10 protein-coding genes are annotated in these 12472 nt (G+C 56.2%); 2 read left to right on the forward strand and 8 right to left on the reverse strand.

The genetic code is table 11. The features are described from left to right. Positions 1-51 precede the first annotated feature (51 nt). The gene (locus Pan97_RS06615) at positions 52-1368 is read left to right on the forward strand and encodes a hypothetical protein (protein ID WP_144971330.1); all 1317 of its coding nucleotides are present in this window, start codon (positions 52-54) and stop codon (positions 1366-1368) included. A 10-nt stretch (positions 1369-1378) separates the two neighbouring features. Here Pan97_RS06615 and Pan97_RS06620 read toward each other — a convergent pair whose 3' ends face one another. The 3 genes from Pan97_RS06620 to Pan97_RS06630 are packed head-to-tail and all read right to left on the reverse strand — an operon-like array spanning position 1379 to position 5985. After that, complete coding sequence (locus Pan97_RS06620) at positions 1379-3145, reverse strand: hypothetical protein (RefSeq protein ID WP_144971331.1); 1767 nt, start codon at positions 3143-3145, stop codon at positions 1379-1381. Positions 3146-3163: 18 nt separating this feature from the next. Next, positions 3164-4990, reverse strand: a complete 1827-nt coding sequence (locus Pan97_RS06625) for a hypothetical protein (RefSeq protein ID WP_206668923.1) — start codon at positions 4988-4990, stop codon at positions 3164-3166. A gap of 53 nt (positions 4991-5043) precedes the next feature. Further along, the gene (locus Pan97_RS06630; protein WP_144971333.1) at positions 5044-5985 is read right to left on the reverse strand and encodes a hypothetical protein; all 942 of its coding nucleotides are present in this window, start codon (positions 5983-5985) and stop codon (positions 5044-5046) included. Between the two features lie 94 nt (positions 5986-6079). Between Pan97_RS06630 and Pan97_RS06635 the strand changes: the two genes are divergently transcribed. Next, positions 6080-7207, forward strand: a complete 1128-nt coding sequence (locus tag Pan97_RS06635; protein ID WP_144970136.1) for an ISAs1 family transposase — start codon at positions 6080-6082, stop codon at positions 7205-7207. Here the strand turns inward: Pan97_RS06635 and Pan97_RS06640 are convergent. From Pan97_RS06640 to hisD, 5 genes are all read right to left on the reverse strand, one after another. Next, positions 7177-8085 (reverse strand): hypothetical protein, encoded by a 909-nt coding sequence (locus Pan97_RS06640; protein WP_144971334.1) that lies wholly within the window; start codon positions 8083-8085, stop codon positions 7177-7179. The two genes, Pan97_RS06635 and Pan97_RS06640, sit on opposite strands and share 31 nt — an antisense overlap. 110 nt (positions 8086-8195) lie before the next feature. Further along, positions 8196-9005, reverse strand: coding sequence for a hypothetical protein (locus Pan97_RS06645; RefSeq protein WP_144971335.1), 810 nt, complete (start codon positions 9003-9005; stop codon positions 8196-8198). A 273-nt stretch (positions 9006-9278) separates the two neighbouring features. Next, positions 9279-9869 carry an imidazoleglycerol-phosphate dehydratase HisB gene (gene hisB, locus Pan97_RS06650; protein ID WP_144971336.1) on the reverse strand — a complete coding sequence of 197 codons (591 nt, stop codon included), beginning with the start codon at positions 9867-9869 and terminating at the stop codon, positions 9279-9281. Positions 9870-9890: 21 nt separating this feature from the next. Beyond that, entirely contained in the window at positions 9891-10949 is a 1059-nt protein-coding gene (hisC, locus tag Pan97_RS06655; RefSeq protein WP_144971337.1) for a histidinol-phosphate transaminase, read from the reverse strand. 15 nt (positions 10950-10964) lie between these two features. Further along, positions 10965-12329: a histidinol dehydrogenase gene (gene hisD, locus Pan97_RS06660; protein ID WP_144971338.1), complete on the reverse strand. Its 1365-nt coding sequence runs from the start codon at positions 12327-12329 to the stop codon at positions 10965-10967. Between the last annotated feature and the right edge of the window lie 143 nt (positions 12330-12472).

Below are 12472 nucleotides of genomic sequence, written 5' to 3' on the forward strand. Positions count from 1 at the left end.
TGGACGTAGCGAACCCCCTAATCGCCTGTGAATCAAATCAAGGACGAACCCATGGATTGCCGCTTTTGGATGGTGGCGCTGGCTGCCCTGATGGCGTCTGTTGTCTCGACTTCAACGAGTCTGGCAGCCGACTGTGGTTGCGCACCAAAGAAATGCCAATGCGTCAGTCCTTGTCCGCCGTCGCCATGCCAGCCGAGCCCTTACTATCAGGCTCCAAGCGACGACGATTCCCAGGCCCCCATGATCCCCATGGACGACATGCCCATGACGGATGACCTGACGCAGCCGGCCGATGATCTTCCGCCGATGCCATCGCCGGCGACCACGTTTGCCACATCCACCCAGTTTGCCTCTGCTTCAGAAGGCGTTGGTTTCCGCAACGCGACCATTGGTGACTTCTTCGGCAACACGGCACGCATTGCGGGCCCCAGCTATGGCGGTACCTTGCCCGAAAATGGTTTTAACGTCCCAATTGGTGGTGGCGATCGGCGCTACAAGATTACCGAAAATGTGAGCCCGATCCCTGTCGATCGTTGGTTCGTCAACTATAACCACTTCAGCCAGCCGGTCCGCAACATCAGCCGCGAGGGCATTGACGTTGATCGTGTGACGCTCGGTTTTGAAAAGACCATCCTAGACGGTTCGTCTTCGATCGAATTTCGTTTGCCGATCGTGGGTGGTCTCGATTCGTCGCAACAGCTCAACGCATCGGGCGATCAATCGGACGTCGAATTCGGCAACATGAACCTGGTCTTCAAGAGTATCCTCTATCAATGTGGCGATCAGTCGGCCGTGACTGCCGGTCTGACCTTGAACCTGCCAACGGCAAGGGATGGTCACCTGCTGGATGGTACGGGCAATACGATCGCAGTGGTTGACAATCAATCGGTCCACCTGCTTCCCTTTGTTGCCTACTTTCGTCAGCACTCGTCACGGACCTGGTCGACGGCCATCATGCAACTCGACTTCGACCTGAATGGTTCGACGTTCCTTCTGCCGGATACTGCAAGCGACATCGAGTTTGGCCGTTATCAGGAACAGAACTTCCTGTACCTAGACTACTCGGTTGGTCACTGGTTCTACGAAGATTGTTCTGGATGCGGCTTTATTCGCCGCGCAGCCGTCATTGGTGAGCTTCACTATTCGACCACCATCAACGACACCGACTTGACCAGTGCCGGTCCTTCGGTTGGCGACGTGGTGACCAACCCGTTCAATCGCATTGACGTGCTCAATGCAACGGCTGGTCTTCGCTTTCAGCTGGGCAACGACTACCTGCTAACGGTCGCAGGCGTGGCTCCGCTGAAAGATGGCGAGAACAAGCTGTTCGACAGCGAAATTGCCGTTCTTCTGACGCGTACTTTTTAATCCGCGTCCCCTAAAAGATACCACTCCCGCCCGCGGTTGAATCGACCGTCGGCGGGTTTTCGCCTGGTGCTTGCAGTGGCTGGCCAGAAGCAGGCATTGGCTGAGGTTGAGATTCCTCTTCTTCAATTGGCGGCGCGATGAGGCCTTGGCTGGCCAGGTAACTGGCGACCGTTCGCTGCACGTCGCGGCTCTGACGCACGAACACACCATTGTGGGTCGCGTCGGCGAAGTACTCTTCGCCAGCCCAACTCTGCGGAGCAACGACTTGTTTCAAACGCTCGGCGATGCGCGCGAACTTTTCTCGTGAGAACTCCCCGGCACGCGATTTCTCCGGGGTATACGACACCACAATGATGCTCTCGCCAGCGGCCGGTTCCGGCGCGTTTTCCGGGCGGCTAATGGGGGCTGGCGTCAACGGTTGATAGCTCGCTTGCGGCTCGGCTGGGCTTACTTTCGGTTGAGCTTTGCGGACCTGTTCCAGTAGTTCAGCCACTTTGCGATGCACGTCCCCTATCTGCGAGACCACCAGGCAATCGGCGTAAGGGAAAGGGGCCAGGGAGCCTGGGCCCCCGAGCTCTTCCCACGATTCCGGTTCGACCGTGGTGGTAATAGCGTCAATCAAACGATCGAACTCACCAGTCACGCCGCGTTTGGTCAACTCTCTTCCGGTGATCGAATCGTACCGCACGAGATCCTTTACCGGATAAAGAAACGTTTTAAGCTCGCTCTCGGCTTCTTCGGGAGTGGTGACGATCACGACTTCTCCCAGGATCATCGTCGTCAGCTCAAGCCTCTCCAGCATGACGTCGAGCATGTAGTCGATGTTCGCATCGCTCAGTTGCATCGTGACAGGCACATCGTTCGATAGGCCGACGTCTTCAAGTGCCCGGTTATCGATGAACATCGGTATGCGGCTGAAGTTCGACATCGCCGCGATCGAACTTCCGAGCGGGGCGTCGGTCAGCGTGATCGTGGTGCGTACCTGACGTAGTCGCCGGGCCACTTGAGCCTCTTGCTGGGCATAGGGAGAAACCGACATCATCACCGGCAGATCCCCTTGGCGAGGAGACTTCTGCACGCGCCTTAGTGCGGCAAACAGCCCTTGGATATGGCGATGGTTTTGATAGGTCTGAGAGATGATGACTCCATTGCGAAGCTGGGCAATGCTACCTGGGCCGCCTAACTCTTCCCACGATTCGGGGTCCATGCAAGTCGTGAGCATCTGGATCAGAAAGTCATAGTTTGGATTGGGATCGTTGAAGATGTCTTCGGCGGCGTAAAACCTGGTACGCAGGCTCGACTCTTCCTCCTCCGGAGTGGTGATGATGACACTACCGGTATCCATCACAAAGACCAGGTCCAATTCTTTCAGCATCAAGTACAAGAGCGTCTCCGCCGCAACCTCGGGAAGATTGAACGTGACGGGCGTATCAGTGCTGAGCCCGACGTCTTCCAACGCCCGCTCATCGATCCGCATTGGAATGCCCGTCCGCTGCGTAAAAATTTGAGCCACCTGGTCCAACGGCATGTCGACGACCTGCAGCCCCAACCGCGCGGCTTGAACTCGCTTCTCGATCGCGTCGACTTGCTGATACTCCAGCGATTCGGACCGTGGTGGGACAAGGGCAGGAGGCTGGGGAGAGTCGAGAGGATTGGCTTCGATCTGAAACGCTGGGCCAAACTGAGCCATCGCAGCGCCCCATGGCAGAAAACCGAGCAGGCAAGCGATCAGTACGGAGCGGTATGGGCTTTGTGCAAAGGATGGCGTTGGTGACATGCGACTTTCCATTGTCTTTTAAAAAACTCCGCCTGACTGTGGAACAGGGGTGCTGCTTGCCGGGGCGGGCGTGGGATCATGCGACGGTGCAGGTTGAGGAGTCGAGTTATTGTTGTCGTTGTTTCCTATGCGATTTCCCAGGTTGCCGGAATCATTTTGCCAAGGGAAACGCTTCGATTCATCCGTTCCTAGTTGCGACCAGAATTGTTGTATTTGCCGTTGGATATCACGCCGATGCCGGACAATCATCTTGGTTTGGGTGACATCGATGAAATAGGAATCATCGTTCCAGGTGCCTTGGCCAATGAGCTTTTGAATTCGAAGGGAGATTGCGTTCAATTCTTCTGAGGTGAACTTGGGGTTTCCCTGACGATCACGCGGGACGGTGTAAAACATCATCAGGATCGTCTCGTCTGCCAGGCGAATTCTTTCGGCGAGTTCCTTCGGATCGAGTGGCTTTTGATGGTTGCGAATCGATTGCAGCAGAGCGGCGATCTGTTGATGAGCTTGTTGGGACTGCGAAACGACCAGGCAATCGGCCGCTTGAAAGTAGGTGATCGAACCAGGGCCACCGAGTTCTTCCCACGAATTGGATTCGACGTGAATGGCAATCGCTTGGCCCACGTCTTCGATCCGACTGGGAAGCTCAGGAATGTCCCAGACGCGTAAGCTTGAAGGCCAACCGCCGTACCCAAAGCCCCCTCCAAATCCCTGGGAATTATATTTCGCGGTCGCATCGATCAGCTTGCGTACGTCGCTATTTTCCGGGTTCAATCCATTCCAGGTCAAATCACGAACGGGATAGACCCGCACCTCGAGTTCGCTCTCCGCTTCTTCGGGCGTGGTGATAACGACCACTTCCCCTGTAGTGAACCAAGCCAGCTCGAACTGCTCTGCCAGCACGTTTAATGCGTGGTGAATGCTGGTATCTTGTAGCGATAAATTGATGGAGTCTTCGAGGCTTGCGCCGACGTCTTCGAGGGCACGGCGCTCGATATAGAAGGGAATGGAAGTTTGCTTTTCGAAAAGCTGGGAGACTTCGACCAGTGGTAACTGATCGACTTCCAGATTCATCTTGGTGTGGAGAAGCTTGTCTCGAATGGCCGCGGATGCTTGGCCTGATGGAGTGGCGATCAGGGCCTTGGTTGGGTATTCATTTGCGGGCAAGCGTTTGGCCTCGCGTAAGACGGCCAGCAGGCCTACAATCTTTTGATGGACTTCCAGCGTTTGCCGTAGGATGATTCCATTTTGGTAGGGCATGATCGATGAGGGCCCAGTCTCTTCGTACCACGCCTCCGGTTCGATAACAGACGTCAACAAATAGATGATTGAGTCGTAATCGCGATTCGGACCAGGAATGATTTCTTCGAAGTTATAGAATCTGGCGAGAACCTTCTCCTCGGCCTCATTAGGAGTGGTGATGACGATTCCTTCCGCTTCGATAACGTACGTCAAGTCGTACTCTTTCAGCAGCAGCCGCAGGAGCGTATCGGCCGAAACCTCAGTTAGTGTGAAGTAGACCGGAGTATCCTTGGACAAGCCGATATCTTCGAGCCCGCGATCGTGCAGGCGAATGGGGATGCCGAACTGGGCCGAAAGGAGCTGGGTAACTTCCTGCAGTGGTAGGTCTTGAACGTCCAGCTTGGCCCGGCTGGTCCGAAGTTGGGTTTCGATCTTCGCGATGCGCTGTACTTCGGAAAGGGCCGATGGGTCAGCGATTGTTCGAATGGTTGGTGTCTCTTCGGAGCTCACTTGCTGACCGAAGCCAGGGGCAGCAAGTAAAAAGAAGAGCAGTATCCGAAGCGTGAATCGTAATAAGTTAACGGGAGTCAGATCGGGGAACATGCGGCACCCACTAACAGCGGTTGATTAAACGGAAAGATTCCAACGAACGCGAATTAAAAGAATCCGCCTTGCTGACCGTCGGCCGGGGCCTGGGATGACGATCCAAAGCCGCCTGGCTCCTTGTTGGGGGACGGATTCTGGGTGCTGTTGGTTCCATCGCTGGAGTAGGTTGCCGGAGGCGCCAGCGGAGGACTGGGCAGGCCGACGCCGATTTGGTCGAAGAATTTTGAGATCTTCTCGTGAACATCCCGCTGATGTCGGACGATCAGGCCTCGTTGCGTCGCAATGATGAAGTGGTCCGTATTGTCCCAGGTATCAGGCTCGATCAACGGTTTGACTTGATCGGCAATCGCCTGGAAGTCTTCGCGGTTGAGATCGGAATTGGAATCACTTACCTGGTACGGCTGATACTGGGCCGTGATTACCTGCTTGCCGAGTTGTTCGATTTGCTGCGTCAATTTGGCTGCGTCAGACGGGTTTCTCTGTGTGCGGACTTGCTCGAGCAGTTCGGCAATTGTTTCGTGTATTTCACGGGTTTGCGCCACCACCAGGCAGTCGCCCAAGGGGCAATCGGCGATGGCGCCTGGTCCGCCGTATTCTTCCCACGAGTCAGGCTGGATGGACGAGGTGATCGACCTGATCAGGTTGTCGAAGTCGGGCATCTCGGGCAGATCGGTCGATTTAAGATCGGTTCTGCCTGCCGCATGGAATAGGTCTTCGGGAGACCAGCGAGTCAACTGCCAGAGCCTCGTTCGGAGATTCGCATCACGAATGTCGAGACCGTGCCAAACGAGGTCGCGCACCGGATAGACGCGGATTTCCAACTCGCTTTCAGCCTCCGCGGCCGCCGTCACGACGATCATTCCCCGGACCGAGTACCAGACAAGGTCATACTGCTGGGAAAGAATCGAGAGCGTTTGTTTCGCGGATAGCTCTTTCGACTGGATCGAAATTGGCTGATCCGAGGTGATGCCGATGCACGGCGATTGCGCCATGATGGGTTATCTGCGACACTGAGGCAATGGCGGTCAGGCGATTTTGTGACGGAGGTTGTCGCGGCCTGATCCGGTGTTCTCAGGTGCCTTTCTCATGTCGTCACGTTCGCCTGTTTCCCTTCAAGAGTGCTTTGCCGATCTGACCGATCCGCGGACTCGCAAGGTGACTTATCCGTTAACGAATATCGTGACCATCGCGCTGTGTGCGGTGATGAGTGGGGCGGATGATTTTGTGGCTATCGCCGACTGGGCCGAGATGAAGAAGGAGTGGCTGGGTAAGTTCCTTGATTTGAGTTCCGGCATCCCTTCGCACGATCGCTTTAATGCGATCTTGGCTTCGCTGAATCCGGCTGAGTTTGAGAAGTGTTTGCTGACTTGGATCACCGCCTTACACGAAATCACCGACGGGCAGATCATCGCGATTGACGGCAAGACGCTGCGGCGGAGTTTCGACAAGGCCAGCAGCAAGGCGGCCATTCACATGGTCAGTGCCTGGGCGACTGCCAATCATGTGAGTCTCGGCCAGGTAGTAACCGACGCGAAGAGCAACGAGATCACCGCCATTCCCAAACTGCTTGAAATCGTCGAGGTTTCCGGCAGTTTAGTGACGATTGACGCTCAAGGTTGCCAACAGGACATCGCTCAGAAGATCGTCGACCAGGGAGCCGATTATTGCCTGGCCGTGAAGCGCAATCAGCCGACCCTCCACGATTCGATCGAAGATTTTTTTGTCGCGCAGCAGGAAAGCAATTTCAAGCGAGCCAAAGTACACCGTCACGAAACGCACGAGAAAGGGCATGGTCGCGAGGAGTCGCGTTCCTATTATATCTGCCCTGTGAACGACGAGATCATCACACGAGATCGTTGGTCGAACTTGAGGGCGATCGGGATGACGATCAATATCGTGAAGCAAGGCGGGAACGAGACGAGCGAGGTGCGATACTATATCCTGAGCAAGTACCTTTCCGGCAAGCGTTTCGCCGAGGCCGTTCGCGGTCATTGGGGCATTGAAAACAGCCTGCACTGGCAACTGGACGTGACGTTCGGTGAAGATCAATCTCGCATCCGCAAAGGGCACGCCGACGCCAACTTTAGCCTGCTACGAAGGACGAGCCTGAGCCTGCTGAAGAACAACAAGACAGCCAAGGTCGGCGTGAAGAACAAACGATTAAAATGCGGCTGGGGCGATGACTACCGCATGGAAGTCCTGCTGGGACGGTGAGTTATGGTGCAATCGCCGTGGATGCCGATGTCGGAGAGCCCATGTCCGTCGAGATGTATTGGGATCTCGCTTATATCGGCCAGAAATTCCGTTACGTCTTCCAGTGGTACTTCGATAAACTCGATCGGAACACGGACCGAGTTCAATTTGGCATCGACGTCTTTGGCCTGGTCGCCAAGGGGATGGACGGACAGAGCCGCCGTGGCGTACGCGTCGCTGGGCTGCTGCTTCACCTGACGCAGCCGTGCGAGCAAGCTCTCGATTTTCCGGTGGGCCTCATCGGTCTGATCGACGATCAGGGTATTTTGATAGTGGTTCATCGAAGCGGGGCCCCCCACATTCTCCCACAGCGGAATCTCGACGGTCGAGGTAATTACCTTGATCAGGTAATCGGGATCCGACAAAGGACCTTCGTGGACCAGATCGCCAATGGGGTAGACGCGGCGAACCAGGCGCGATTCGACGGTTTCCCAGGTCGTTACCACCACGCCGGTCGAGTCGACGAGATAGGTCAGCGAGACTTCACGCAGAAGAAGCTGCAATAGCGTATTGGCTGCGAGTTGCGGCGTTTTCAGCGTAACCTCCGTTTCGATGTCAAAACCGACGTCGTCCAGGGCGCGCTGATCGATGCGAATGGGGACGTCGATTTGCTCGGAGACGAACTGCAGCGCATCGCTCAAGGGTGTTTCAATGAAGTCGATCTCGGCGGTTGCTGACTGCAACTTCTCTTGCCAACGCTGAACCTCCGCCAGGGAAGATTGAGAGGCCTGGTTCGGGACAATCGTGATCGGGCCGATCGCATCGCTCGACTCTTGTTGAGCCATCAGGGGAGCGGCAGTAAATGACACCAACAGAGCAGTCCAAAGAAAAGCGCGCATCGAAAACTCCTGGCTTGGGAGTAGGGGAGGGGAGCGGATACCACATTACCCTAGCCGAGGGGAGAATTGCGTGCAATTATTTGGTCTGTTTTGTGTTTGTGAAGCGTTCGCTACGACTTATGGCGTTTGCCGTTGATGGTGACGTCTCCCAGGCGAGGCTTTCCTTCGTCGGGCACCAGAACCTCGACGCGTACTTTCTCCCACTGATCCTTTTCGAGCTTCTTCTCGCGCAGGAAGGTCAATCGGCGATGCCCATCGGGGAAGTCTTCGCCAAAGGTGAAGTCTTCGATCGAGAATGGGGCGGACTCTGGCGAGTACTTCTTCAGGCCCTCGTTGGCCAGGGGAAGTTGCCGGGCAACGGCCTCTTTGCCGCCGGCCCGGACCAGTTGAATCAAGTCCGTATACGTTTGCATGACGTCAAGGTATTGTCGGATCATGAGATCCTGGTTGGCAGTCGCCGACGGCCAGCCATATTCGCACGTTAGCGTGATGACCTTTTGATCATCACGCACGAGATAACAATCTTGACTGCCATCCCAGCGATTCGGTTTGCTATTAAACCAAGGGCCAGCGATCTGCTCGATCGCGATTTCTTTCAGTAAGGTTTTCCTTAGCGTCTTGATTTCCTCGTCGGCAAGCTTCAGCCGTGACTCGCGCTGGCGGTAGTCCTTGGGGGCGATCGCCGTTCCATCCTTCAGCACGCGCAACTGGTAGAGAGGATCGGTTCCGCCAAACTTGACCGACCCGAAGTGAATCCAGGCCAAGAGGTCGCCATCTTTCTTCGCTTCCGCCAGCGGATCGAGGGGAATTGAAATCACTTTCTTCTCATCGACAGGCGGTTGGGCAGGAAGGATGGTGGAAAGAAGCAGCGATATCGAGAAGCTGGAAGCGGCAAGGACCAACACATATAGCTTGAACATGGCGAGGTGCCTGGGAGAGGGATTCAGTTGTCCGATTGGTACATGAAAACGTCTTAAGATAAAGACGAAGTCAAGTTCATTTCGGTTTTGGACCGATGGTGAGTGCGTTTTATTTGCTAGAGTTAAGATGCCAATTTCATAATCTTGAAATAACAGCGGTGCGGCCGGCAGGCTTTTAGAATGAAGCAGCCCTGGAAGAAGTGAAGTCGCTGTCTGCGTGGGATTCGCCGATGCTCAAGGAAGCGATGGCAAAAGGGGGCTAGTCGAAGCCTACTAGTTCAACGTGCCCTTGGTGCTCGGCACGCCAGGGGAACGTGGATCGAGTTCCACCGCCATGCGCAAACTACGCGCGGCGCACTTGAAGATCGCCTCGCTGATGTGGTGGTTGTTGCGTCCGTAGTGGATGTTCACGTGGAAGTTGCACAGGGCGTTGGCGGCCAGGGCCTGCCAGAAGTCTTCCACCAGTTCGGTGTCGAACTCGCCGATCTTTTCGGTCGTGAACGGAGCATTGAACACCAGATAATAGCGACCGCTTAAATCCCACACGGTGCTGCACAGTGTTTCTTCCATGGGCAGCGTGAAATGACCGTATCGGCGGATCCCCTTCTTGTCGCCGATCGCCTGGCGAATGGCCTGGCCGACGCAGATGCCGGTGTCTTCGACCGTGTGGTGCTGATCGACGTGCAGGTCGCCGTTGACTTCGACCGACAAGTCGAAACAGCCATGCCGCGTGAATAGCTGCAGCATGTGGTCGAAGAATCCCACGCCGGTGCTTCCGGTGAAGTTGCCGGATCCGTCGAGGTTCAACTCGAGCTTGATCTGCGTTTCGGTTGTGTCGCGTTCGATTTTGGCGGTGCGGGTCATGGGCGAGCGATTATGCGGGTTCTAAGAGTTCTGCTGAAGGTACTGCTCGATCAAGTCCAAGCATACGTCGGTTTGGCCATCAGTACCGACTGAGATTCGAATTCCCTCGGTAATTCCCGGGTATTGCATGTATCTGATCAGAACGTGGTTCTGCTTGAGGAATTCGTAAATCGGTTTGAGTTTGACGCCTGGCTTCGTCGCCCAGACGAAGTTTGCCTGAGAATCGGGCACAGTAAATCCCAGCTCGCGTAGTCGCGCCGTCATTCGCCCCCGGGTGGCAACCACCTTGGCTTTGTTCTCGGCGACCCACTTCTGATCGTCGATCGCGGCCAGCGCCCCAGCCAGCGAAAGGGCATCGCAGTTGTAACTATCCTTGACCTTGGTCAACTGCTCGATCATCTGGGGCTGGGCAACCAAGAAGCCAAACCGCAGGCCAGCCAGCGCGTACGACTTGCTAAGCGTCCGCGAGACCATGATCTTCTCGTTCTCTTTGACGAGATCGATGCAATTGTCGTCGGCGAAATCGGCATACGCTTCGTCGATCAGAATCGGACAGGGAAGCGAGTCGGCGATTTCTCGCAGCTGACTCTTGGGGACGACCGTGCCGCTGGGACTGTTGGGGTTGGGCAGGAAGGCCAGCTTCAAGTGGTTGCTGGCCGTGCCGAATGATTCTGGCAGCGTCCAGTCTTCGTTGAACGGAATCTCTTCGCTGTCAGCCCCTTGGATCTCGGCGAGCGTTTTATAGAGGACGTAGCTTGGGGTGGGCAATCGCAGCCATTCGCCGTCGCCGACGAAGCCGCGAGTCAGGATGGTCAGGATGTCGTCGCTGCCGTTGCCGCAGAGGATCCAATCAGGCTCAACCCCAAGTACTTCCGCCGCACGAATGCGAAACGCGGTGCCGACCGGGTCGGGGTATTTCTCGAGGCCCTGATCCAGACGCTGACGAATGGCTTCGGCGACCTTACCCGAGGCAGGGTAGGGGTTCTCGTTGGTGTTCAGCTTGATGAACTTCCCGCCTTGCGGTTGTTCGCCCGGCTTGTAACCAGCGATTGCTTCAATCTCAGGACGAAAGTAGCCCATGGTGTTCCCAGTTTGTTATTCAGATTCGGTGCGAATCGTGACGCTTCGCTTGTGGGCGGTCAAACCTTCTTTGTCGGCCAATGTCGTGACCAGTGGGGCAATCGCCTTCAGGCCGTTTTCGGTGAAGTGGATCACGCTACGTGAACGGAGAAAGTCGTTGGCCGATAGTCCACTCGCCCAGTGCGCCGTGGCACCGGTCGGCAAAACGTGCGACGGACCAGCGGCATAATCCCCGAGGGCCACCGGCGAGTAGTTGCCCAGGAAGGTCGCCCCGGCGGTAAGGATCTTCTCGGCGGTTGCTTCGCTGTCTTGCGTGGTAATGTGCAAGTGCTCGGGCGCCAGGTCAGTGGCGATGCGGCAAGCTTCGTCTTCATCTTTGGCAACGATGACCGCGCCGAAGTCGATCAAGCTTTGAACCGTCAAATCGCAGCGTTCCAAAACAGCGACTTGCTTTTCGAGTTCGGTCAGAGCGGCGTCGATCAGCGACTCGTCCCAGCTGATCAGGACACTGCTGCCCGGCGAATGTTCGGCCTGGGCCAGCATGTCCGCGGCGATGTACGCTGGTTTGGCGGTCGTATCGGCCACGACGACCACTTCGCTGGGCCCGGCGATCGAGTCGATATCGACTTCGCCAAAGACATGCTTCTTGGCCAGCGCGACAAACAAGTTGCCGGGGCCGACGATCTTCTGAACTTTGGGAATCCCTTCGACGCCATACGCCAGGGCGGCCACGCCTTGGGCGCCACCGACGCGGTAGACTTCCTTCACCCCGATTTCGACGCAGGTAGCTAAGAGATCTAAATTATACGAACCAAACGGAGTCGGCGGAGCGATCACGGCCAATTCTTCCACGCCGGCTGCCAGCGCCGGAACAGCCGTCATCAGCACAGTGGAAGGATACGCGGCCGCGCCGCCTGGGACACAAATACCGACTCGCTTCAGCGGCGTGTAACGATGCCTCAGCTTGCCGCCGTGTTCGATGGGAACTTCAACGTCTTGATGCAGGATGGCCGTTTGGAAGCGGAGGATGTTTTCGCGAATGTCGCGGATCGTTTGCAGAAACTCAGGATCGGCTGCTTCGTGAGCCAGGCGAAGCTCTTCTTCCGAAACGCGAATCGTCGAAGCGTACAACTGCTTGCCATCGAGGCTCTTGCCGTATTCGAGTACGGCAGCCAGCCCGCGTTTTTCGACGTCGGAACAGATTCGTTGCACCACTTGCAGGGGGCTCAGGGGCTGGCCAAAGACCTCCATCGTCCGCTTGCGGCCTGCTTCACTGACGACATCCCCCTTAGGGCTGAGCTTATCGCGTACCTGTTGCAGTTGCGCTTCGACGTCATCGTGCCGGGTATCGATCCGGGCGATTTTCGACTTCAGATCCATTTCACTTTTCTGGGGGTTCGACGGCAAACGATCTCAGTACTGGGAAAACATACCATTTTGCTGCACGGGGGACTGAGTGGAAAGGGGCGAAGTTCTGGCGATTCCCGATTCTGGGGAAGGGGATTAACCACGGATGGCACAGA

This window comes from Bremerella volcania, from assembly GCF_007748115.1.
Classification (GTDB): Bacteria; Planctomycetota; Planctomycetia; order Pirellulales; family Pirellulaceae; genus Bremerella; species Bremerella volcania.

Coding starts and splice junctions, on each gene's coding strand:
- Pan97_RS06615 (WP_144971330.1), top strand. CDS start 52: ATGGATTGCCGCTTTTGGATGGTGGCGCTGGCTGCCCTGATGGCGTCT.
- Pan97_RS06620 (WP_144971331.1), bottom strand. CDS start 3,145: ATGTCACCAACGCCATCCTTTGCACAAAGCCCATACCGCTCCGTACTG.
- Pan97_RS06625 (WP_206668923.1), bottom strand. CDS start 4,990: ATGTTCCCCGATCTGACTCCCGTTAACTTATTACGATTCACGCTTCGG.
- Pan97_RS06630 (WP_144971333.1), bottom strand. CDS start 5,985: ATGGCGCAATCGCCGTGCATCGGCATCACCTCGGATCAGCCAATTTCG.
- Pan97_RS06635 (WP_144970136.1), top strand. CDS start 6,080: ATGTCGTCACGTTCGCCTGTTTCCCTTCAAGAGTGCTTTGCCGATCTG.
- Pan97_RS06640 (WP_144971334.1), bottom strand. CDS start 8,085: ATGCGCGCTTTTCTTTGGACTGCTCTGTTGGTGTCATTTACTGCCGCT.
- Pan97_RS06645 (WP_144971335.1), bottom strand. CDS start 9,005: ATGTTCAAGCTATATGTGTTGGTCCTTGCCGCTTCCAGCTTCTCGATA.
- hisB (WP_144971336.1), bottom strand. CDS start 9,869: ATGACCCGCACCGCCAAAATCGAACGCGACACAACCGAAACGCAGATC.
- hisC (WP_144971337.1), bottom strand. CDS start 10,949: ATGGGCTACTTTCGTCCTGAGATTGAAGCAATCGCTGGTTACAAGCCG.
- hisD (WP_144971338.1), bottom strand. CDS start 12,329: ATGGATCTGAAGTCGAAAATCGCCCGGATCGATACCCGGCACGATGAC.